This is a genomic window from Promicromonospora xylanilytica, assembly GCF_054782895.1.
In genome coordinates this window covers 89,412-111,758 of sequence record NZ_BAAGRP010000071.1, presented here as the reverse complement: position 1 = coordinate 111,758, position 22,347 = coordinate 89,412, and the positions used below count along the sequence as shown (strand labels likewise).

17 protein-coding genes are annotated in these 22,347 nt (G+C 70.8%); 8 read left to right on the top strand and 9 right to left on the bottom strand.

The genetic code is table 11. The features are described from left to right. Positions 1–2: 2 nt before the first annotated feature. Positions 3–290: a hypothetical protein gene (locus tag ACYVK7_RS21460; RefSeq protein ID WP_460889748.1), complete on the bottom strand. Its 288-nt coding sequence runs from the start codon at positions 288–290 to the stop codon at positions 3–5. A 16-nt stretch (positions 291–306) separates the two neighbouring features. Then, positions 307–1,131 (bottom strand): SDR family NAD(P)-dependent oxidoreductase, encoded by an 825-nt coding sequence (locus ACYVK7_RS21455; protein ID WP_460889747.1) that lies wholly within the window; start codon positions 1,129–1,131, stop codon positions 307–309. Positions 1,132–1,179: 48 nt separating this feature from the next. On the opposite strand from ACYVK7_RS21455, the gene ACYVK7_RS21450 reads away from it, so the two are divergent. Beyond that, on the top strand, positions 1,180–1,572 hold the full coding sequence (locus tag ACYVK7_RS21450) for a winged helix-turn-helix transcriptional regulator (RefSeq protein ID WP_460889746.1): 393 nt from the start codon (positions 1,180–1,182) through the stop codon (positions 1,570–1,572). 37 nt (positions 1,573–1,609) lie between these two features. Here ACYVK7_RS21450 and ACYVK7_RS21445 read toward each other — a convergent pair whose 3' ends face one another. Next, positions 1,610–4,894, bottom strand: a complete 3,285-nt coding sequence (locus ACYVK7_RS21445; RefSeq protein WP_460889745.1) for a DEAD/DEAH box helicase — start codon at positions 4,892–4,894, stop codon at positions 1,610–1,612. 98 nt (positions 4,895–4,992) lie between these two features. Here ACYVK7_RS21445 and ACYVK7_RS21440 point away from each other — a divergent pair, with 98 nt between their 5' ends. Continuing rightward, positions 4,993–5,814, top strand: a complete 822-nt coding sequence (locus ACYVK7_RS21440; protein WP_460889744.1) for a hypothetical protein — start codon at positions 4,993–4,995, stop codon at positions 5,812–5,814. On the opposite strand, the gene ACYVK7_RS21435 is transcribed toward ACYVK7_RS21440, so the two are convergent. After that, entirely contained in the window at positions 5,798–6,202 is a 405-nt protein-coding gene (locus ACYVK7_RS21435) for a hypothetical protein (protein WP_460889743.1), read from the bottom strand. The two genes, ACYVK7_RS21440 and ACYVK7_RS21435, sit on opposite strands and share 17 nt — an antisense overlap. A 105-nt stretch (positions 6,203–6,307) precedes the next feature. Continuing rightward, the gene (locus ACYVK7_RS21430; RefSeq protein ID WP_460889742.1) at positions 6,308–7,609 is read right to left on the bottom strand and encodes an MFS transporter; all 1,302 of its coding nucleotides are present in this window, start codon (positions 7,607–7,609) and stop codon (positions 6,308–6,310) included. Positions 7,610–7,840: 231 nt separating this feature from the next. Here ACYVK7_RS21430 and ACYVK7_RS21425 point away from each other — a divergent pair, with 231 nt between their 5' ends. Further along, positions 7,841–10,231, top strand: a complete 2,391-nt coding sequence (locus tag ACYVK7_RS21425; RefSeq protein WP_460889741.1) for an esterase-like activity of phytase family protein — start codon at positions 7,841–7,843, stop codon at positions 10,229–10,231. 57 nt (positions 10,232–10,288) lie between these two features. On the opposite strand, the gene ACYVK7_RS21420 is transcribed toward ACYVK7_RS21425, so the two are convergent. Together ACYVK7_RS21420 and ACYVK7_RS21415 are read right to left on the bottom strand one after the other, a co-directional pair. Next, positions 10,289–11,728, bottom strand: a complete 1,440-nt coding sequence (locus ACYVK7_RS21420) for an alpha-amylase (RefSeq protein WP_460889740.1) — start codon at positions 11,726–11,728, stop codon at positions 10,289–10,291. A gap of 155 nt (positions 11,729–11,883) precedes the next feature. Then, positions 11,884–12,075: a PspC domain-containing protein gene (locus tag ACYVK7_RS21415; protein WP_377199155.1), complete on the bottom strand. Its 192-nt coding sequence runs from the start codon at positions 12,073–12,075 to the stop codon at positions 11,884–11,886. 193 nt (positions 12,076–12,268) lie between these two features. On the opposite strand from ACYVK7_RS21415, the gene ACYVK7_RS21410 reads away from it, so the two are divergent. Then, a complete protein-coding gene (locus tag ACYVK7_RS21410) occupies positions 12,269–13,807 on the top strand; it encodes a hypothetical protein (protein ID WP_460889739.1) in 1,539 nt (512 codons plus the stop codon). Positions 13,808–13,825: 18 nt separating this feature from the next. On the opposite strand, the gene ACYVK7_RS21405 is transcribed toward ACYVK7_RS21410, so the two are convergent. Then, positions 13,826–14,020, bottom strand: coding sequence for a PspC domain-containing protein (locus ACYVK7_RS21405; protein ID WP_460889738.1), 195 nt, complete (start codon positions 14,018–14,020; stop codon positions 13,826–13,828). Between the two features lie 179 nt (positions 14,021–14,199). Here ACYVK7_RS21405 and ACYVK7_RS21400 point away from each other — a divergent pair, with 179 nt between their 5' ends. From ACYVK7_RS21400 to ACYVK7_RS21385, 4 genes are read left to right on the top strand one after another with little or no spacing between them, the layout of a single operon-like run. Next, positions 14,200–14,487: a hypothetical protein gene (locus ACYVK7_RS21400; RefSeq protein ID WP_460889737.1), complete on the top strand. Its 288-nt coding sequence runs from the start codon at positions 14,200–14,202 to the stop codon at positions 14,485–14,487. Further along, a complete protein-coding gene (locus ACYVK7_RS21395; RefSeq protein WP_460889736.1) occupies positions 14,487–15,707 on the top strand; it encodes a putative T7SS-secreted protein in 1,221 nt (406 codons plus the stop codon). The genes ACYVK7_RS21400 and ACYVK7_RS21395 overlap by 1 nt, the downstream gene beginning before the upstream one ends. A gap of 2 nt (positions 15,708–15,709) precedes the next feature. Then, a complete protein-coding gene (locus ACYVK7_RS21390) occupies positions 15,710–16,477 on the top strand; it encodes a hypothetical protein (RefSeq protein WP_460889735.1) in 768 nt (255 codons plus the stop codon). Beyond that, complete coding sequence (locus tag ACYVK7_RS21385) at positions 16,474–17,772, top strand: hypothetical protein (protein ID WP_460889734.1); 1,299 nt, start codon at positions 16,474–16,476, stop codon at positions 17,770–17,772. The genes ACYVK7_RS21390 and ACYVK7_RS21385 overlap by 4 nt, the downstream gene beginning before the upstream one ends. 12 nt (positions 17,773–17,784) lie before the next feature. Here the strand turns inward: ACYVK7_RS21385 and hrpA are convergent, their stop codons facing one another. Next, complete coding sequence (gene hrpA / locus ACYVK7_RS21380; protein ID WP_460889733.1) at positions 17,785–22,272, bottom strand: ATP-dependent RNA helicase HrpA; 4,488 nt, start codon at positions 22,270–22,272, stop codon at positions 17,785–17,787. Positions 22,273–22,347: the final 75 nt, after the last annotated feature.

The following is a 22,347-nucleotide window of genomic DNA, read 5'->3' as shown; positions in this document are numbered from 1 at the left end:
CCCTACACGCCGCTGCCCACCCGGTCCCGGCAAGCCTGGAAACCAACTAACCAGCTCTCCACCAAACCCGGGGCTTGACACAGCGCCGCAACCTCCCGCTGCAGGTCGGTGATCATGTCCGACTGCTGGTCCGTCGCCTGCTTGAAGCTCAGTCGCTGCCCGCCGATCTCGAGCGTCACGTCGTCGGAGCTTCTCAGCTTCGAGAGGAGCTGCCGCCCGAACAGGAGCAGCAGGACGATCACGAGCAGGGGCCATAGCAGGGCGGCTATAGCGCTGATCAGGTCGGCCACGGATAGAACGTACCGGCTAGTGAATCTCAGCGGTCAGTCTTTCGAGCACCTCGTACATGCGCGCCGCGGCAGCCCGGTCGAGCTCAGGCCTGTCGATTCCGAGCAAGACACCCTTGCGCGAGACCGTCAGCGGTTCGACGGCGGCTCCAGGAGTCCGAACGAAGGGTTCCACCAGTGCCGCCGCCTTGTCGGCCGGCTGACCGAGGATTCGTGCGATGCCGTCGAGCGCCTTGCCGGCAAGGCCGCCCACCTGCCGGCCGAGGCCGGAGTCGACGAACATCGGATTGTGCAGCACGTAGCGCACACCCTCCGTTGACCCGCGCACAGCAAGTCGGCCACCCGCATATCGATCGTGGAAACCCGCGCCGAGCAGATCCGATGCCCGAGCCACCTGCGACACCGCGGCGAATGGCCGGTACGACTCCTCGAAGGCCAGGTCGTCCCAGCGGATTCCCGGACCACCCAGACCAGCGACCCCGCACATGCTGACGAGCACGGCACCGCCAGTGAGGCGCGGCATCAGCCTGTCCGTCAGCAGGTATCGGCTGACGACGTGCAACGCGAAGGTCTGTTCGAACCCGTCCGGCGTCAGGATTCGGCGGCGGTTGAACCGGCCTGCGCCGAGCACCAGACCGTCGATCTCGTCCGCTCTCTCGGCGATCTCGTCGGCAGCTCGTGCCGTGCCCGCCAAGGTACTCAGATCCGCTCGAACGAGTTCGGCGCCGGCGGGCGCTGAGGCAGAACGGCCCACGACCAGTACCCGGTGTCCTGCCCGGACCAGTCGCTCTGCCAGGGCCGCCCCGATGCCGTTGGTGCCGCCAGTGATCAGTGTGGTCGTCATACGCTGAAGTCTGGGATCGGGTAGAAACCACCGAAAGAAGGAACATCCATGTCTCTGGTCGCGGTACCCGTCACCGCCCAGCAGCGGGCCGACTGCAACGTGTCCGACGTCATGGCGCGGGTGGGCGAACGCTGGAGCGTGCTGGTGCTCAGCCTCGTGGCCGACAGGGCGTACGGGTTCAACGAGCTCGACCGTGCTGTCGAGGGGCTGAGCCGTCGGATCCTCACGAGAACCCTTCGGACCCTTGAACGGGACGGGCTGGTGCGGCGCTCTGTGCTCGGTGCTTCACACCATGGTGCGGTGGAACGTGTTGAGTACACGGCGACGCCGCTCGGGCACAGCCTGCTGCCGCTGGTGATCGCGCTGGGGGAGTGGGCCGTCGACCATGAGTCGGACCTCCAGGCAGCCCGGCGGGCGTACGCCGGTCCGCCGGTCCGCTGACCTCAAGTTCGACCTGTCATCGGGGAGCCGGAACCGTTCAGCCCTCCAGCAGCCCCCGGATCTCTTCCGCCCCCAGAGCCCCCGCGAACGCCCCGGCGTCATCGCTCAGCACGGCGTCGAAGAGTCGCGCCTTGCGCTCCTTGAGCGCCATCACCTTGTCCTCGATGGTGTTCTCCGAGACCATCCGGAACACCATCACGTTCCGCGTCTGCCCGATCCGGTGCGTCCGGTCGATCGCCTGGGCTTCCGTCGCCGGGTTCCACCAGGGGTCGAGCAGGTAGACGTAGTCGGCCTCGGTGAGGTTGAGCCCGAACCCGCCGGCCTTGAGGCTGATCAGGAACACCGGCGCGGCACCGTCCTTGAACCGGTTGATCACCTCGGCGCGTTTCCGGGTGGACCCGTCGAGGTACTCGTACGGAATGCCCAGCTCGCGGCATACCTCGGCCGCCTTCGCCAGGAACGACGTGAACTGGGAGAACACCAGCGCGCGGTGTCCCTCTGCCGCGACCTCGGCGAGCTGCTCGGCCAGCAGGCTCAGCTTCGCCGACGGCACCCCCTCGTACTCCGGGTCCACCAGCGACGCGTCCAGCGCCATGCGGCGCAGCGTCGTCAGTGCACGGAAGACCGCCACCCGGTTCTCGTCGAAGCTCTCGAGCAGGCCCAGCAGGCGAGAGCGTTCGCGCTGCAGGTGCGTGTCGTAGATCCGCCGGTGCTTCGCGTCCAGGGTCACGCGGAGCACCTGTTCCTGCCGCTCGGGCAGCTCCGGCGCCACCTGCTCCTTCGTGCGGCGCAGCAGCAACGGCCGGATCCGACGGCGGAGCCGGGCCAGCAGCGGCGTCGAGTCGCCCTCGCCGGCGACCGGCTTGACGTAGTCCTCCCGAAACTTGGTCGGCGACCCGTACAGCCCAGGGGCAACGATCGCGAGCATCGCCCACAGCTCCATGAGGTTGTTCTCCATGGGCGTGCCCGTGATCGCCAGCTTGAACGGAGTCTTCAGTCGACGGGCCGACTCGTTGGCACGTGTCTGGTGGTTCTTCGCGAACTGCGCCTCGTCCAGGATCAGGCCGCTCCACTCGACATCGGCGAACGCGTCGAAGTCCAGGCGGAAGATCGCGTACGACGTCACGACGACATCCGCCCCTGCCGCGACCTCGGCCACGGAGGTACCTGCCTTGCGCGCGGTGCTCGGCAACGTCACCACCGTGAGGTCCGGCGTGAACTTTGCCGCCTCAGCGGCCCAGTTGCTCACCACGGACGCGGGCGCGACCACGAGGAACGGCGCATTGGCTTCGGGCCGCTCCTGCCGGGCCTGCGCGACGAACGCGAGGGTCTGGACCGTCTTGCCGAGGCCCATGTCGTCGGCGAGGATCCCACCCAGCCCGTGCCGCCACAGGAAGGTGAGCCACTCGAAGCCGTGCTGCTGATAGGGCCGCAGCTCGGCCTTCAGGCCCACCGGCGGAGGTACGGTGTCCGGCCCGTCGACGCCGTCGGCGGTCAGCGCGACCAGGTCGCTCACCGATCGCCGCCACCGGTCGGACTGCTCGACGACGTCGGCGACCTGCTCCAGCTCAGCCCACAGACCGGCGTTGAACCGGCTGATCCGCAGCTTGCCCGGCTGGTCCGACAGGCGCTGCGCCTCGTCGATCAGGGCGCGCAGCTGCGCGAACACGGGCAGATCGGTGCGCAGCCATGTTCCGTCCGTCAGCATGAACCGTTTCTTGCCCCGGGCGAGGGCGTCGAACAACGGACCGAAGGGGATCTCGCGTCCGTTGACCGTGACCATGACGCCCAGGTCGAACCAGTCCAGGTCGGTGCTGTCGTCCGCGCGCATGCTGACAACGGGCGTGGCCTCGAGACCGTTGTACTCGGGCAGCTCCTCGCTCTCCACGCGTACGCCGGGCAGCTCCCGGAGCACCGGCAGCACGGTCGTGGCGAAGTCCATGGCCTGGAGCCCGCGGAACGACTCGGGTGCCACGCGGAAGTGGCCGAAGCCCGGGACGTCACGCACGGCGGCGACCGTGTCGCCGAGGGTCGCCGCCTCCGTCGCGAGATCGCGCAGGTCCGCTCCCGGCTCCAGTGCCGTGGTCAGCGGGTACTCCTTGTCTGACGGCGGGTACGCCCACCGCCACGCCACGCTGATCTCCGCCGGCGAGACCGCCGTGACCGTGGCCACGAGCTCGGGCCGAGGCAGCTCCGGCAGCTCGACACCGGCGTCGGCATGGACCTGGACCTCGCGACGGAGCAGTGGCAGGTAGTCCGCCAGGAACTCGTCCACCGCGTCGGCAGGAATGGCGACATCGGCCAGCTGGACCGCGGCGAGCTCCTGGTCGGTGAGCGGCGTCGCCGTCGGGCCGAGGGTGATGGTGCGACCCGCGGACGTCTCCTCGACCGCGAACAGGCCGTGGCGACCGAGCGCCCCGACGGAGGTCGCCAGGCTGACGGCGCCGTCGAACGCGACCGTCCGCTCGAGGTGCGCGCCGCCGTCGGGCAGGGAGAGGTCCAGGGCGATGGACGCCTCGCCCGCCAGACGCAGCGACTCCCGCTTGGACTTGCCCACGAGCTCGATGCCGAGGCCGGGAGCATCGGCGAGATGGCGCCAGAACGGGCGGGGGAGCACGTCGTCCAGCGCGATCCAGTCGCCCGCACTGACGTACCCGTACCCACGCGGGCTCGTGGCACGCAGAGCGTCGAGCGTGGTGAACCACTCGCGAACGGCCGGGTCGATGCCGCGCAGGAACCCGTTACGGATGTAGTTCCACGACGCCGTGCCGCCCACCCACGAGCCGCGATCGTTGCGCTGGACCGGCCGGACGGACAAGGACAGCTCGTTGGCGGAGGGCGCGCCATCGACGCGGAACTGCAGGGCCAGCACGGGCTGGGCGTCGGCTGCTCCAGGGGATGCGGCCTGGCCCGTTGACGGGGCCGCGGGCACAAGCTGCTGCACGGCCGCCTTCCAGGCCGGCACCTGCGGTACGCGCTTCAGCGACGACGCGGGCCGGACCATCGAGGCGAGCCCGTCGGAACCCGCCTCAAGGAGGGTCGCGGCGACGTGCTTGCAGGCGGACCGGACCGGACACGTGCAGTCCGTTCCGACGACGACGGCTGGTCCCTGCGCGGCGGTCTCGAACTCGATGGAGCACGAGTAGGTGCCGCGCCCGCTGCCCCGAACCCACGAGATGAGAAGCAGGTCGTCCGGCAGCCACTCCCACGAGATGACCCGGCCCTGCTTCTGGTAGTCCTCACCGCGCAGGAAGGCGCCACTGCCCACCAGGAGCTTGATCGCCGCGGGGTGGATGCGCGGGGCAGGGACGGACGTGGGCACGCCTCCATGGTTCCACGCCCGGCCGACCGGTCAGCGGAGTTATCCACAGCGTGCCTTCAACCCCCCACGGTGTCGGTGGCCTCTGGGAGAGTGTCGGCATGCATACCCTGCCCGACGCCGGGCGCCGGCCCGCCGCACTCAGCGTCCTCGTCCTCACGGTCGCTCTGTGGATGGCCGTACCGATGCGCCTGCTGATCCCGGGCAACGAGCTCGACTTCGGCTTCACCGTGAACAACGCGATCTTCGTGATCGAGAACGCCGCGATGGCAGGAACCGTCGTCCTGGCAGTGGGAACCGCGGCAGTCCGCGGCAGACGCGTCCTCACCGGCGCGTCGGTGATAGTCGGCCTGCACCTGCTGCTCCAGCTCGGAACCGCAGGGGTCCAGCTCATGCAGGGCGCCCGGCCCGAGCTGGTTCTCGGCACCCTTGCCGGGATTCTCGTGCTGATGATGGCGCTCGCCGGGGTCCTGCTTGCCCGGTTCGTGCGTTCGCCGAGGTCGGCTCGCCGTGCCGGTCTGGTCGTCGCCCTCGTCGGGGCACTTATCCACACCCTGTGGACAAGCGTCCTGCTCCCGCTGCTCGCGATCCTGCCTCATGGCGGCCCGCCGTCCGGGATGGTCTGGCCTCTTCTGCTGACCATGGTGCTGAGCCTGCTGGTCGTCGCGGCGGCGGCGTTGTGCGGCTGGGCGGCACCGACCTCGCGGCGGATCGGTGCCCTCCTGGCCGCTGTGGTCGGGGTGCTCGGGCTCCTGTCGGCGTCCGATGCGATCGGCGCCTTCGGCGGGGCGTACGGTGCGGTCCAGATCGTGCAGGCGCTCGTCACCCTGGCCGCCGTGCCGTTCGCGGTGGTCGCGGGCCGGCGCCTGGCGGTCGTCCGGCAATCCGACGACGGGCCCAGCAGCCTTACCTCGCGGAGCTGACTCGGATCTCCTCGAGCGCGACGACCTCGAGAATCTGCTTCACGATGATGGGGCCGACGGACTCCCACGAGAGCATCTCGGCGATCACCATGTAGGACAGGTCGTCCCCGGTGAAGCAGCCGCCGCGGTGCAGGGCGTTGAGGAGCCGGTGCTTGGGCCAGTCGAGCTCGTCGAGGCGCTCGACCCGCCGCACTGCGGGGAAGAGCCGGCCGACGGGCAGCGACTTGAGGCGGGTCACGGCCGCCTCGGCAAGGCGCGCGATACCGACGTCGGTCTTGGTGTCGACCTGACCGACGTACCAGGCGTCGTCTTCGGCCATGACCTCGCGGAACCAGGGGAACACCTCACCCCACGTGGGCGTGGGGGTGACGGCGGGTGCGTCGGACATGAGCGGATACCTCCAGTCCCTGTAGATAAGTTGTCTTAATCCTTGCACCGTTCTGCAGGCAAATCAGACATGATCGGCTCCAGGGACTGGACCTCATCCATAAATTCACCCGCTTGGTGCTTGCCTGGCCAACGCCGCGGTGCGTACGCCGCGCAGACCGAACAGGGCCGCTGCCGCGAGGTATCCCACGGAGAGGGCGATGAAGAGGCCGGGAGACCATCCGGCGTCCGGCACCAGGAAGGCCGCGAGGGCGGCGGCGCCCACGAAAGCCGCGTTGTAGAGGACGTCGTAGAACGCGAACGCGCGGCCTCGGTAGGCGTCCTCGGAGTCGCGCTGCACGATGGTGTCGACGGCGATCTTGGCCCCTTGGGCGGCGAGCCCGAGCAGGGCTGCGGCAGTGACCACGGTGACGAAGCCTGGCTCGGGCACGAGGACCAGCTGCGACAGCCCGGCCACGACCAGCATCACGGCGATCCAGGTCTGCGGGGCCATGCGGCGTGCGAGTACGGCGGTGAGCAGGATCGCGAGCCCGCCGCCCACACCCGTCGCGCCGATCACCGTGGCGAAGGTGGCGAGACCTGCCGTGCGGTCTCCCGGCTCGACGAGCAGGTTGCGCGACATCAGGATCGACGCGATGAACACGACCCCGTACAGGAAGCGGTGGAAGGCCATCACCATCAGCGCCTGGCCGGGGGTACGTCGCGCGGCCAGGTAGCGGGCGCCGTCGACCAGGCCACGGGCGACGACCACCAGCTCGTTCCGGATCGAGCCGACGGCGGGCCGTACGGGTCCCAGCAGTGTGCGCGACATCCGCAGCCCCAGGAGCGAGGCGCAGCCCATGACCACGCAGGCACAGGTCAGGGCCGTAGCGTCCTGGACGCGGCCGGCAGGGATCGCGAAGCCGAGCACAAAGCTCAGGCCGCCGCCGAGGAACGCCGCACCCGCGCCGAGCGTCGGCGTGAGGGCGTTCGCCGTGAGCAGCAGGTCGCCCTGGACCACGCGTGGCAGGCCCGCCGAGAGGCCCGCGAGGAGGAACCGGTTGACGCTCAGGGCAGCGAGCCCCAGCACGTAGATCGCCGGTGTGACGCCCTGCGTCAGCATGAGCACCGCCATCGTGCCGGTGAGCAGCACACGCACCGCGTTGCCGAACACGAGGACCTGTCGCCGCTGCCAGCGGTCCAGGAAGACGCCGGCGAACGGGCCGACGATCGTGAACGGCGCGAGCATGATGGCGAACGCCCCGGCGATTCCAGCGGCCGACCCCTGTGACTCCGGGCTGAAGAACAAGAGGTTGGCGAGGCCCACCTGGAACATGCCGTCGCCGGCCTGGGACACCAGCCGCACCGCGAACAGCTTGCGGAACCCGGGCAGGCGCAGCAGCGCGCGGAGTTCGGCCAGGACGGTCACCCGTTCACAGTAGTTGTCCGTCCACTGCCGTGGTGGGCGACGGCGGTGTCGGCCGTGGGGCGATCGAACCGTCCGCCGACGCGCGCCCGGACGGGGACCAGGCCCTGGTGGAAGGACCGACGCTCGAACACCTCTGACGGCAGGCGGCCACCTTTGAAGTTCATGTAGCGGACATCTTGGTGTCATCCGAGATCCGTCCACCTGCCACGGGTCGGCGTCAGTCTGCCCCGTGTGTCCCCCAACCGCCGCCACGCGGCATTCATCGCTTCTGGCGCCGCCCTCGCACTGGGGCTGAGCGCGTTCCCGGCATTCGCCGACCAGCGGGTCGAGCCTGTCGACGCAGGGGCCTCGACAGGCTCGACCAAGCCCCGCGAGACGTTCCACCGCCTCGCCACCTATCCCGTCTTCCAGAACGCTCCCGCAGGCACTGACCCCGCGGACGAGACGGTCGCCGAGATCTCCGCCGTCAGCGAGGACGGCAACACACTGATCCACACCGACGCCGCCGCGCGCCGCATCGGGTTCGTCGACCTCAGCGACCCCGCCGCGCCGCGGGGCCTCGGGTCGCTGTCGCTCGCCGAGCTCGGTTCCGAGCACGACGAGCCGACGTCCGTCGCCGTGGTGGGCGGCTACGTGCTCGTCGTCGTCGACAGCTCGACGTCGTTCACCTCGCCGTCCGGTCGCCTCGACGTCGTCGACCTCGCGACGCGCACCCGCGTCCGCTCGATCGACCTGGGCGGGCAGCCCGACTCGATCGCGATCACGCACGACGGCGCCCACGCCGTCATCGCCATGGAGAACCAGCGGGACGAGGACGTTCTTGCCGACACCGGCGAGGGCGAGGAGGGCGACCTCCCGCAGGCTCCCGCGGGATTCCTGCAGTTCGTCGACCTCCCGGGCACCGATCCGGCGGCCTGGCGGACCCGTGCCGTGGAGCTCGACGTCGCGACGCTCGGCGCCGCCGGCCTCGACACCCCGCAGGACGCCGAGCCGGAGTACGTGTCGATCAACCCGTCCGACACCAAGGTCGCGGTGACCCTGCAGGAGAACAACGGCGTCGCCGTGCTCGACGTCGTCTCCGGTGAGCTCCTGAACGTGTTCTCGGCGGGCGAGGTCGCGCTGGACGGCGTGGACGTCGACGACGACGGCGCGATCGACCAGACCGGGTCTCTCGACGCCGCCCCGCGCGAGCCCGACGCCATCGGCTGGGTGGACGACGAGCACGTCGCCACCGCGAACGAGGGCGACTGGAAGGGTGGCACACGCGGCTGGACGGTCTTCGAGGCCGCGACGGGCGACGTCGTCTGGGACGCGGGCACCGAGCTCGAGGATCTCGCGGTGCGCGTCGGCCTGCACAACGACGACCGTGCCGGCAAGAAGGGCGTGGAGATCGAGGGCCTGGCGGTAGCAACCCTTGACGGCGTCCGGTACGCGTTCGTGGGCTCCGAGCGGTCCAACTTCGTGGCCGTCTACGACGTGTCCGACCCGGCTTCCCCGCGGTTCGTGCAGGTCCTGGCAACCACGAACGGCCCGGAAGGGCTGCTGCCGGTGCCGTCGCGGAACCTCCTCGTCGTGTCCTCGGAGGAGGACTCGGCCGAGGACGGCGTCCGAGCTTCCGTGTCCGTGTTCGGCAAGGGGCAGCGGTACGCCCGCGACGCGGGCTCGCCGGTATTCCCGTCGGTGGTCTCCGCCGACGCCCGCACCGAGACCGGTGCGGCGAAGCCGATCGGCTGGACGGCGCTCGGCGCCCTCTCCGCCGACCCGGACAAGCGGGACCGCCTCTGGACCGTGACCGACGCCGCGATGTCGCCGACGTCGATCCTCTCCGTCTCGACCGCCGGCCAGCGCGGCAAGAAGGCCGGGCCAGCGGTGATCGACCGCGAGATCATCGTCACGGAGAACGGCTCCCCGGTCGGACTGGACGCCGAGGGCATCTGGGCGCGCCCGTCGGTCAAGGGCAGGTCGGGCGGCTTCTGGCTCGGCGTCGAGGGTGCGACCGGTGCGGAGAACGCGCTGGTGCGCGTCTCGGCCGCGGGCCGGGTGCAGGAGCGCGTGAGCCTGCCCGACGACGTCGCCGCAGGCCTCGGCAAGTGGGGCATCGAGGGCGTGTCCGGCACCGTGGACCGTACGGGCGAGCACCTGTTCGTCGCGCTCCAACGCGGCCTGACCACCGACGACGGTCTGGCCGGGTATGCCCGCATCGGGCGGTACGACGTCGCGACCGGCGAGTGGACCTGGTTCGGCTACCCCCTGTCCGCGCCGACGGCCGACGGCGACTGGGTCGGCCTGTCCGAGGTCACGGTGGTGGACCGCGACACGCTCGCCGTCATCGAGCGGGACAAGCTCAACGGTCCGGCCGCCGAGCTCAAGGCCGTGTACACCGTGGACCTGCCGCGACGCGCCCCGCGCCCCGGGACGGTCCCGATGCTCGACAAGGAGCTCGCGATCGACGTCCTGCCCGCGCTGCGCGGCACCAACGGCTGGACGCAGGAGAAGCTCGAGGGCCTCACGATCGGGGGTGACGGCCAGGTCTACGCCGTGACGGACAACGACGGCGTCCAGGACGCGACGGGCGAGACCGTCTTCCTGGACCTGGGCAAGGCACGGCACCTGTTCCGCTAGCTCCCGGAGATGTCAGACGCTCAGGTCACCCGAGTGACCTGAGCGCCTGACACGTCTTCAGGCGTGGGCACCCACGTGGACCGCCAGGGCCCCGTAGGCGGGGATCGACGCCGTGAACCAGCCGTTCCCGTCGACGCTCCGGGTCACCGAGCAGTCCGCGGCCGCCACGACGTCGCAGTACGTGCCCGCCGGGAGCGACGTCTGGAACGAGCGCTGCACGGTCGATGCGGTGTTGTTCAGCACCACGTACCCCCGGTCGCCCCGGCCGTAGCTCACGAGGTTGCCGCCGTCGTCCCACCAGTTGGTGACCTCGGTGCCCGCGACGGTGTTGTGGAAGCCGACCATGCCCCGGATCTCCGTCCAGCGCTGTGTGCAGGTCCACTTCCCGGCACCGCAGGTCGCGTCGGGCACCGTGGTCTCGGTGGCGCCGGGCGCGCCGGCGTCGGTGCCCGAGAACTCGTAGCCGGAGTACACGGTGGGGGACCCGTAGGGCCACGACAGCAGGAACGTGTTGGCCAGCACGTACTTGGCGCCCCACTTGTAGTTCATCGACTCGCCGTTGCGCTCGGTGTCATGGTTGTCCACGAACACGCCGGCCCGGTCGTAGGGCAGCTTGCCGTCGCCGATGAACCGCAGGTTCTTGATCTGGCCGTCGAAGTCGGCCTTGAGCTGCCGCGCGTAGTCGAACTCGTGCGAGTCACCGCTCCCCAGGTACTCGGACGGCTGGATCGGCTCGCCCGCGGCGCCGATCACCTCGTGCACCCAGAACACGTTCGGGTTGCTCATCCGCGACTTGATCGCCTCCAGGTCCGACGCCGGGATGTGCTTCGCGGCGTCGATCCGGAACCCGTCGACGCCGAGGGAGACCAGGTCGTCGAAGTAGGCGGCGAGCCGGCCCCGCACGTAGTCGGAGCCGGTGCGCAGGTCCTGCAGCGCGACCAGGCGGCAGTTCTGCACCTCGTAGCGGTTCGTGTAGTCGGCGATGTCGGTGCGGCAGTCGTTGAAGTCCTGCGCGCTGTACGTTCCGGTGAAGTTGTCCTCCGAGTACGCGGTGCCGGCCACACCGGTCCCCGACTGGCCGGCGCCGGCCATGTGGTTGACGACGGCGTCGGCGATCACGCCGACTCCCGCGGCGTCGCAGGTGGCGACCATGTTCGCGAACTCGGCGCGCGTGCCGAGCTTCGACTCGATCCGGTAGCTCACCGGCTGGTACGACGTCCACCACTGGGAGCCGCGGATGTGCTCCATCGGCGGGGAGACCTGCACATAGCCGAACCCCGCCGGGCCGGCGACGTCGGCGCACTCGGCGGCGACCGAGTCCCAGGTCCACTGGAACAGGTTGAGGATGACGTCCCCGTCGCCGTGCGCGGGGGTCGCGGCGCGAGCCGGTTCCGCGGTGACCGCGGCGGTGGTCCCGGCCAGGCCGAGGGTGAGTGTGGCGGCCAGGGTCGTCAGGGTGGCGAGCAGGCGTCGGGGCACGTTCGGACGGCGCTTCATCGCGGCTCCTTGCGGCGTTGTCCCGGCTGTGGCGCGTGCGGCGTTGCACGACCGTTTCCGGATCCTGCTGCAAGCCTTGCAGAGATGGACGACGACACGCCAGGCCCTGGGTGAAAAAGCGTCCAGGTCCTGGCGTGTCGGAGATGCGGTCCTGCCTACTCGGGGTCGTTCGGCATGAGGATCCAGAACGCGATGTACGCGAGGAACTGCGGTCCGGGGATGAGGAAGGACGCGACGGTGAGGACCCGCACCAGAGTGGGGTCCCAGCCGAATCGGCGGGCGACGCCGGCGCAGACGCCGGCGATCATTCGCCCCCGGCGCGGGCGGGAAAGTGTCTCTGTGCTCATGTCATCGACAGTACGCAGCCTGTGGGCGGCGCAGTATCCGGTGACGCCCTGGTTGATCCCTGACAGTGCCCTGGGATGTCCTGGGTGAAATCAGGGTTCCTCGGGTCGATCGACTGCCCGCTGCCCGTAACCTGACGGCGCCGGCCGGTACCGGGGCGCCGCAGCGCGCCCCGTCGAGAGGAGAGGGACAGCGTTGGGTTATGTCCACCGGACGCCCGCATGGGCGGGCCCGCTCGGCGCGAAGAACCGCACGACGTACTGGGGCGTGGTGCCGCTCAGGCCGGGCGGCTCGTCGCGCGGGTTGCCCCCGCATCCGGACGAGGTACGGCCCACCGGCACCTTCGGCGACTGGTACGACGCCGCGTGCGGCTACCTCTGGCGTGCGGAGCAGCAGGACCTCTCGCTGGTCCGCATCCTCGCCGGCGGTCTGCTGATCCTCCTCCAGCTTGTCGCGCTGGTGCCACTGGTGCAGCTTGTCGGTTCGATGCTGCCGGGCGGGCCGGTGGGGCGGCCCGAGACGTGGTCGGTCGTCGTCGGCGCCATCCTGCTGGCCGTCGGTTGGCTCTGCTGGGCCGTGTACCGGCGCCGCTGGAACAGGGCCTGGGAACTGCGTAAGGCCTGGTCCTGGGCGGTCCACGACCCTCGCGTCCTGGAGCTGCCCGAGCGGCCGCTCAGCGTGGGTGAGGTGCGTGATGTCGACATCGACCCCGAGATGACGCACCCGTACCGGGCGCGGCTGCACGTGCGGATCAAGGACCGGCCGTTCGTCTACAGGGTGTACTACCGGAGCCATACGGACCGGGTCCGTAGGCGCGAGGCGCTGCGGTCGTACCCGCCGCTGTCCGCGTTCATCCTGGCGACGGTCGGCGTTGTCGTATCGCCCACCTGGTGGGCGCCCGGACCAGGACAGTACGGAGTGCTGCTTGCCGCCTACCTGCTCGCCGCCCTGCCGCCGGTGATCAGTTCAACCGTGCGTTATGCCCGCCGGATGCTGCTGGCGCAGGCGCTCGCCCGGGCGGACGTCGAGGAGCGCCACCGGTGGATGGGCTGGCAGCTGCTGCACGGGGTGCCCGGCACGACACCGCTGAAGGAACGGGTGTCGAGTGCCGCCGCCGGTTCGCCGAGAGCCCTCGCTGACGGAGGAGTGGTCGATTCGAATGACCGTTCGCCGACCGTGTCGTTCGGGACGCGGCCGGACGTCCGGGCGGCGCGCGCCGCCGAAGAGAGCGTGCGGACCACTGTCCTTGGTGCCGTGGTCCCGTTCGGCATCTTCGGGCTGATCGCGGCACTGATCGCATGGCGGCAACCGAATCTGGGGCTTGCCGCCCTGGGCGGCCTCGCGGTCCTCGGGCTCATCTGTCTGGCGCTGTGGCTCTGGCACGGCTCTGGGCGACAGCCCGAGGGCCGGACCGGGTCGGGCTTCGTGGTCCTGGTCGAGGTCCCGAGCTACCCCCGCACTCCGCGCGCGACGGTGCCGACCGGCGACATGGTCCTCACCCTGGACGACGGTCACGCCCACCTGATCCCGGCCGACAGCTCGGTCCCCGAGCTCGACCTGCCCGTGACGGCACTGATCAGCGGCGTCGGGTCGCTCCTCCGCGACGGCAAGCAGTGGCTGGTGCTGCCCGACGGCAGCCACGTGGCCGTCACCTGCTCCGACTACGTCGGCCTGCGTGACGCAGCCGCCGACGCCGGGATAGCCGTGCTGATCCCAGGACCGCAGCCGCTGTGAGCCAGCGGCTCCCGACGGTCAGGCGGTGCGCTCGTTCGGGATGAAGACCCAGCAGATCAGGTAGGCCAGGACCTGGGGTCCCGGGATGAGGATCGAGGCGACGGTGACGACCCGCACGATCGTGGGGTCCCAGCCGAACCGGCGGGCGATACCGGCGCAGACGCCGCCGATGATGCGCCCCTGACGGGGTCGGAAGAGTCGAGGTGTGCTCATGTCCTCGACGCTACGCGGGGTGCGGTGCCCCCGACATCCGGTGATCCCCCGGTCGGCCCCTGAACGAACCCTGGGAGACCAGGGGGAGTTCTCCCCGTTGTCGCCGGGTGCGGGCGCTGAGATCGTGACCCCCAGCAGACGAAGCCGGCCGACACGGATCGAGCCGAGGAAAGGGCAGAATGACGCGCCTTGTGATGAACGACGAGTTCCTGGCGACGGTCGAGAACGACCTGGGCCAGATGAAGGACCGCCTGTACGACCCGCTGGACGCGATCAGGAAGGCTGAGCCGTCGGCGGTGGGGGAGCAGGGGCTCATCGAGAAGGTCGAGCACTTCAAGAACAGGTGGGACCACAGCATCGACCAGATGTGCGAGGCCACGGGCAACGCCCAGGAGCAGCTCCAGAAGATCCGTGAGGGCTTCGCCAAGGTGGACGCCGACCTCGCCGCAGCGCTGGGCGGTGAGTGATGGTCCAGTACGAGCACATCGGTACTGATCCAACCCCTGGCGACCACGTCGTCACCGGGTCTCTCGCCGACGGCCTGACGGGTGGTCACGAGACGCTCGAACGGGTGAAGTTCCTGCTGGAGAGCGTCAACGAGGGCGAGTGGTTCGGCGAGACGGCCATCGCCTTCAGGTCGATGCTCGCCGACGACTTCCGCCCCAAGGTCGCCGACGCCGAGGGGGCGTTCCGCAAGGCGGCGTCGGCTCTCGAGACGTGGGCCACCCACCTGGAGTCCTTCCGCCGTGACGCGGACAGCCTTGACCGCCGTCTCGGCGAGGCCATGGCTGCCCGGGACGCGGCGCAGGCCGCTTACCACAACATTCCCGACGGCTCGCGTCCGCCGGACGATGCCACCGAGGCGGAACAGCAGCGCTACGAGCAGAACGAGCGGGACCGGGGCAACGCTCGCGAGACCCTGGAAGGTGCCGAGCAGGGCGTCGCCGGCATCTGGGAGGAGATCCACCAGCTCGTCCGCGAGTACGACGCGGCGTCCAAGACGCTCCTCGACGAGTTCGACACCGCGGCGGCCATGGCCCCTGACGACCCCGCCTGGTACGAGCGTGCGATCGACTGGGTCGGGGACAGGTTCGAGGACCTGGGCGACTGGGTGGCCGACATCGGCGACATGATCCTCGAATGGGCCGCCGAGAACGCCGGCCTGCTGAACCTCATCTCCAACATCCTCAACGTGGTCGCCCTGGTGACCGGAATCCTGGCACTGCTGCCCATCCCCGGCGTCCAGGTCCTCGGCCTGATCAGCCTCGCGGCCACCGCCGGCAGCACCCTCGCCTCATATCTCTCGGCGGCGGGACAGGCTGGGTCCTGGGCGGACGGGTTCACGCCGTCCGTCGTGGTCGGGATCATCGCGACGGCGCTCGGCGTCGGAGCGCTCGGCGCCACGTTCAAGGCGACAGCCGCCGCGGCGACCACGGCGGGCCGGGCGGCTCCGACCTTCGGCCAGTTCATCCTGGGGCAGGGTCACCAGATCCCTGGGTTCTTCTCCCTCGCGGCCAAGGGAGGCTCGATCGAGTCGGTCGCCGAGCTCGGCTGGCGGTCCGTCGACCTCATGTTCGACCAGGGGATGTGGTTCGGTACGACACCGATCGGCCTCGGCATGATGGGGTGGGACACCAAGAACGACAAGAACGGCACGTACGACAACCAGAAGGGGGTCACGCAGTGACCGTGACGACGTCGCCAGAGGCGGACAACCCGACCCGCTGGCGCCTGCGTACCCGGGTCCCGGACGACTGGATCGAGCTGGCCGGCACCCTGACGGCGCAGGAGGCGCTCGGCACGATCCGGTCCGCGCTCGACGACGTCGGGGTGCCGCTGCCGGAGGCCGACGCGGACAGGCTTCGCGCCGGCCTGCAGTCGTGGCGCGAGATGTGGCGCCAGGAGCGGGTGCTCCTTCATGGTCTCGTCTACCAGGGAGCCGAGCACGAGGGCCCCACGGCGGTGGGGCAGGAGATCTTCTGGAACGTCATCGGCTCCGTCACCGAGATCACCGCGTTCGACGGTCCGCTGTCCCTTCTCGACGTGGTGCGGCGCGTCATCGGCGCGAAGGCGGGGATCGATCTCGACAGCGCGTACAGCGAGACCTTCGAGACGGGCATCGGGCCGGCCCTCGGCCTGACGACGACCTACGAGGCCACGTACCGGAAGCCCGGTGCGCCGCAGGAGGCCGAGCCCGTACGAAGCACGGTCGGGCTCGCGGCGGTCGTCGCGGCGCCGAAGGCCGGAGGGCCCGGCCTGGTCCTCATGGGCTTCTCGACGGACCCCGACCAGGTCCAGGGCGTCGGGATGCTGCTGGCGGCCATGGCCGGCCCTGCCACCATCATGCCCGTGGACAAGGACGGAAAACCTGTCGTCAGCGGTGCTCCGCCGCTCGGCGACCTGCCGCCGCTGCACGACGACGCGACGAGGGCCCCTGGGTCGCAGGAGGCCGGGTGAGCGGCATGACGACCTCCGTGCGGACGGCGCCGGAGAAGCGTGGTCGGCGCGCCCTCCCGCCCATGCCCGAGGACGTACCGCTGCCGACCACGTTCGGGGACTGGTACGACGCCGCGGCGGTGCACCTGGGTATCGCCGAGAAGCGGGACAGCGGTGTGCGTCGCATGCTGGCGGGCGTCGTGATGCTGGCCGGCGTCTCCGCGGGTGCCGGGCTCGTAGCCGGACCGGCGGCGGTCCTGGCCGGGCAGGGGGCCCCGGGGGAGAGCGCCGACGTCGCGTCGCTCGTGATCGGGCCGATCCTGGCTCTCGGTGTACTCGCCTGGTGGTTCTGGTACCGGCGGGACTGGGTACGCGCACGCCGCCTCCGCCACGCGTGGTCGCGTGCGATCCGGGACCCGCGCGTCCTGGCCCTGCCCGTGCGGCCGTACCAGGGCACCGGGGTGGACCCGGAGGAACAGCACGACTACCGCGTACGCGAGCGTGGGAGCTTCGCCCCGTACCCGGGGCTGCGCAGCGTCGGCGGGGTGACCGGCGGTCTCGACGCGGTGCGTGCAGTGCTCTACCCGGTCCTCTTCCTGATCGGGCTGATCGCGATCCTCGCGGTGCTCGGTGCTGACTCCTCGGGCAGCCCGATCAGCGGGGCGCTGCCGATCCTGCCGTTCGCCGTGGCGACGGTGTGCGCCACCGCGCGGGCCTGGCGGCGTATCGCGGACTCCTCCGGCCTGGTCGCGCTCCAGGCGGACGACCGCCGTCGGTGGACGGGCTGGCGGGTGGTGCGCGGGCTCGACGAAGGTGCGCCGCGGACGCCGTGGTACCGCCGGCTCAACTGGGCCATGCTGCCGGTGGCGCTCGGCGCGGCGGCGGTTCTCGTCTTCCGCGTCGCGTCCGGCGAGATGACCGGGCAGGCCCTGGTCATCGGCGTGGTCGTCTGCGTGGTGCCGGTCGCGATCCTCGGGGGGTCGTTCCTGGTGCGTTCGCTGGCCGCGCGCTCCCGGGGCGGCACGTCCGGCGTGGGTGTCGACATCGTGGCTGACGACGTGCCGCCGCTGGGTCCCGGGTCGGTGGCACCCGGCCAGGGCGTGCTGCGCACCGACGACGGCGGGATGGTGCTGGACGCGGGCGGCTCGGCGCTCCGGGTTCCGGCGGGTTCGGCGCTGGTCAGCGGCGAGCCGCACGCGGTGGCGAGCCGTCGGCACTGGCTGCTGCTGCCGGACGGCTCTCAGGTCCCCCTGACCTGCGCCGCCGTGCGGCGGCTCCGGGAGCTCGCAGAGGGCGCAGGTCTTCGGGTCCTGTGAGACGGCGGTCCGTCACCACCCGTTCGGCACCAGCACCTTGCGGATGCGCTTCTCGCTGACCGGGCCGTCGGTGCCGAGCTGCTGCGCGAACAGCGAGACGCGCAGTTCCTCGAGCATCCAGCGGACGTCCGCGAGCTCCGCAGCACGCGCGGCGTCGGGGGAGCCTGCCGCGTACGCGGCCCGTGCCTTCTCGTAGGCGGCCGTCACGTCGCCGATCCGCCAGGCGAGGTCGGCGTCGCGTCCCGGGTTCTCCGTGGCCTTCGTCAGGCGGTGCGAGTCCGCGCGCAGGTAGCGGGCCAGGTGCGGCAGCCGCCGCGGCGGCGTCGCGGACACGAACCCGTCGTGGATCAGCGACGCACGGTGCTCCCGGAGGTCCTGCAGGGTGTTCAGCAGCGCGAGGCTGCCCGACGCGCGGATCTCCGCCTCGAGCGTGCGGCTCGCCGACAGCGCGGCCACCACGTGCCCCACGATGCGGTGCACCTCGTCCTCCAGGTGCTTCCGCACGAAGGCCAGCGCGTCGGCGTAAGCACCGGCGGAGCGCACGGACGCGGCATCCGGCCCGCCCGGCGGCGTGTCGTACCGCGCGGAGTCACCAGCCGAGGTCAACGAGACGACGGCCGCCAGCTGCAGGTCGGTGACCAGCGCCTCGGTACTCGCGTACGGCGACGCCGCCATGGTCAGGGACTGCGTCCCGGTCCACCGGGAAGTGATCCGCCCGGTACCCAGTGCGGCCTCGGACAGCAACAGCCGCCGGACCCCGGCGGCATGCGCGGAGGCCTGGGCGCTCTCGTCCGCCAGGATCCGCAGGGCCACCCCGACCGACCGGGCCTGCCCCTTCACCGTGGGAGCAACCTCCTCCACGAGCGCCGGAAACCCCCGCACGACAACCCCGGCCCCGACGTCGGTAGACACGGAAACCGGCAGCACCCCGCCGTCAGGCAGCCCAGCAGGCCAAGAAGAAACCCCGCTCTGCTCCCCGACGACAACACCAGCACCATCGCCGACACCGACGCCCCCGCCAACCCCACCACCCTGGGAGCCGCGCGCCCCCACCTCGGAAGGCGACGGCACGACGGAGGGCGCGGCGGGCGAAGACCCGCGCGCGACCGTCTCCCCGAACGGAGCGCCCCCTGGGGCGCGTGAGTGTGTCGCGCGCGGGTCTTCGCCCGCCGCGCCCGCCCCGACCGAAGCACCAGAAGCCGAAGAAGCAGCCCGAGCCTCAGCCAGAGCAGCCCCAACAGCCCCCTTCACCGCCGACCGCACAGCAGCCTCGGCCCGCCCCGCCAGCTTCCGCTGCAGCAGCAGCAGGTCCTTCGACTCGTCCAGCACGATCGACGACGCGTCCCGGCCCCGCCCGCGCTCCTCGATGACCCGGAAGGTCATCCGGAGGTGCCCGGGCAGCCGCGCGACCCGCTCGTCGTCCCAGACCTCTGGCGGCACCACCACGTCGCGGACGGCCCGGACGGCCCGTGTGAACGTGCCGACATAGGGCTCGGCCATGTCGCCGGCCCGCACGACGTCCTCCCAGGCCGGGCACTCCTCACGCATCCAGGCGACGATCTCGCGCGCGACGTCCGGCGCAGGCACCAGCTCGCGCCGCACCACCTTGGGCAGTGACTTGATGGTCGCGACGGTCAGTTCTTCGAGGAGCCCTGGCACCATCCAGTCGAACCCGTCCGGCACGACTCGTGCGAGCACGGCGACGGGGATGTGCACGGTGACGCCGTCGGCGTCGGACCCAGGCTGGAACTGGTAGGTGAGGGGCAGTGTGAGCTCACCCTGGGGCCACTTCTCGGGGAACTCGGAGGTGTCGACGGACGCGTCACCGACGAGCTGCTCCATCGTGAAGGTGAGCAGGTCCGGCGTCTCCTTGCGCGCCCGGGACCACCAGCGGTCGAAGTGCGCGGCGGACACCACGGAGTCGGGGACGCGCTCGTCGTAGAAGGCGAAGAGGTCGTCCTCGTCCGCGACGAGCCCGCGCTGCCGGGAGCGGGCCTCGAGCTCACCGGCCTCCTCCAGGAGCGCGCGGTTGTCGTGGAAGAACCGGTGGTGCGTGGTCCACTCACCCTCGACGAGCGCGTGCCGTACGAACATCTCCCGCGCCGCCTCGGGGTCGACCTTCGCGTAGAGCACGCGCCGGTCGGACACGATGGGCACGCCGTACAGCAGCACCTTCTCGGTGCACATCGCGGCGCCCTGCTTGGACGACCAGTGCGGGTCGGAGTAGGTGTGCTTGGCGAGCGCCCCGGCGAGGCCCTCGGCCCACTCCGGCTGGATGCGGGCGACGTCGCGCGCCCACAGGCGGCTGGTCTCGACGAGCTCGCCCGCCATGATCCACGCCGGCGGCTTCTTCGACAGCGGGGACCCGGGGAAGATGGCGAACCGTGCCCCGCGGGCACCGATGTACTCGTTGCGGGCCTGCTTCTTGGCGCGCTTCAGCGCGATCTCGCGCTGCGCTCCCCGCAGGTGCGCGACGGCGGACGCCTTCACGTCGCCCGTGTCCTGCATGCCGAGCTGCGAGAGCAGGCCGGCCAGCAGCGACTTGTGGATGGTGTCGTCGTCCCAGGTCTGGCGGTATGACGGCGTCTCGACCTCGGCGTCCACGGTGACGGGGGTGGGACGACGGCGGGGCTGGAACGACATCTCGATGCCGAGCGGCTTCGACATCTCCCGGAGCTGGGCCACCACGTCCTGCCACTCGCGGATCCGCAGGAAGTTGAGGTACTCGGACTTGCACAGGCGGCGGAACGCCGAGCTGCCCATCGCGTGCTGCTGCTCCCGCACGTACTCCCAGAGGTTCAGGTACGTGAGGAAGTCGGAACGCGGGTCGGCGAACCGGGCGTGCAGCTGGTCGGCCTGCGCGCGCTGCTCCGCGGGGCGCTCCCGGGGGTCCTGGATGGACAGGGCGGCCGCGACGATCGCCACCTCGCGGGCCACGCCGTGCTTCGAGCCCTCGATGACCATGCGGGCCAGGCGGGGGTCCATGGGGAGCTGGGCGAGCGTGCGCCCGACGTCGGTGAGGCGCGTGGTGCCGTCGACCTCCTCGAGCGCGCCCAGCTCCGTGAGCAGCTGGACACCGTCGCGGATCGCTCGCGTGTCCGGGGGCTCGACGAAGGGGAAGCGGGCGACGTCGTCGGGCGTGCTGACCACGCCGACCGAGATCATCTGCAGCAGCACCGACGCCAGGGACGTGCGCAGGATCTCGGGCTCGGTGAACTCGGAGCGGCCGTCGAAGTCCTCCTCCGAGTAGAGGCGGATCGCTATGCCGTCGGCCACACGGCCGGACCGGCCGGACCGCTGGTTCGCGGAGGCCTGCGACACGGGCTCGATCGGCAGCCGCTGCACCTTGGTCTGCTTGGAGTAACGGCTGATGCGGGCCGTGCCGGGGTCCACCACGTAGTGGATGCCAGGGACGGTCAGCGACGTCTCGGCCACGTTGGTCGCCAGCACGATGCGCCGCGACGAGTGCTGCTGGAACACCCTGTGCTGCTCGGCGCTCGACAGCCGCGCGTACAGCGGTAGGATCTCGACGTGCTGCGGGTGTTTCGGGTCCCGGGCGCGTTCCTTGAGGTGTCCGGCGAGCCCGTCGGCGGTGTCGTGGATCTCGCGCTCTCCGGAGAGGAACACCAGGATGTCGCCGTCACCCTCGCGCATCAGCTCGTCACAGGCGTCGATGATGCCGGTGACGAGGTCCTTCTCCTCGGCGCCGCGCGATCTGCCCTTCTTCTTCGGACCGCCGGAGTCCCGGGGCGAAGGCGCCGGACGGCCGCCTTCCGTGGCCGCCTCGCCCTCGTCCGGCGACAGCGGGCGGTAGCGGATCTCGACCGGGAACGTGCGCCCGGAGACCTCGACGATCGGCGCCAGGTCGGGCAGCACGTCGGTGACGTAGTCCGGCGCACCGCCGCGCCGCGCCAGGGCAGCGGGGGAGAAGTGCGCCGCGAACCGCTCGGAGTCGATGGTGGCCGACGTGATGATCAGCTTGAGGTCGGGCCGCTGGGGGAGCAGCCGGGACAGGTAGCCCAGCAGGAAGTCGATGTTCAGCGACCGCTCGTGCGCCTCGTCGATGATGATCGTGTCGTAGGCGAGCAGCTGCGGGTCGCGCTGGATCTGCGCGAGCAGGATGCCGTCGGTCATGACCTTGACCAGCGTCCGGTCGCTGGACTGGTCCGTGAAGCGGACCTGGTAGCCCACGACACCGCCGAGCTCCGTGCCGAGCTCCTCGGCGATGCGCTCCGCGACCGTCCGCGCGGCGAGCCGCCGGGGCTGCGTGTGCCCGATCTGGCCCGTGCGCCCGCGCCCCAGCTCGAGCGCGATCTTCGGGATCTGGGTCGTCTTGCCCGAGCCGGTCTCGCCGGCGACGATCACCACCTGGTTGTCGCGGATCGCGGCGGAGATGTCGTCCCGGCGTGCGGAGACGGGAAGCTGCTCCGGATAGGTGATCGGCGGCACCTCGACGGCGACCCGCTTGGCGGCGGCAGCCTCGAGCTGTGCCGTCGACACGCGCTGCGGCCCGTTGCGCCGGGGTCGGCGGTTCTGCCTGTCCGTCTGCTGGCCTGCCCCGCGGCGACGGTTCCG

Coding starts and splice junctions, on each gene's coding strand:
- ACYVK7_RS21455 (WP_460889747.1), bottom strand. CDS start 1,131: ATGACGACCACACTGATCACTGGCGGCACCAACGGCATCGGGGCGGCC.
- ACYVK7_RS21450 (WP_460889746.1), top strand. CDS start 1,180: ATGTCTCTGGTCGCGGTACCCGTCACCGCCCAGCAGCGGGCCGACTGC.
- ACYVK7_RS21440 (WP_460889744.1), top strand. CDS start 4,993: ATGCATACCCTGCCCGACGCCGGGCGCCGGCCCGCCGCACTCAGCGTC.
- ACYVK7_RS21435 (WP_460889743.1), bottom strand. CDS start 6,202: ATGTCCGACGCACCCGCCGTCACCCCCACGCCCACGTGGGGTGAGGTG.
- ACYVK7_RS21420 (WP_460889740.1), bottom strand. CDS start 11,728: ATGAAGCGCCGTCCGAACGTGCCCCGACGCCTGCTCGCCACCCTGACG.
- ACYVK7_RS21415 (WP_377199155.1), bottom strand. CDS start 12,075: ATGAGCACAGAGACACTTTCCCGCCCGCGCCGGGGGCGAATGATCGCC.
- ACYVK7_RS21405 (WP_460889738.1), bottom strand. CDS start 14,020: ATGAGCACACCTCGACTCTTCCGACCCCGTCAGGGGCGCATCATCGGC.
- ACYVK7_RS21400 (WP_460889737.1), top strand. CDS start 14,200: ATGACGCGCCTTGTGATGAACGACGAGTTCCTGGCGACGGTCGAGAAC.
- ACYVK7_RS21395 (WP_460889736.1), top strand. CDS start 14,487: ATGGTCCAGTACGAGCACATCGGTACTGATCCAACCCCTGGCGACCAC.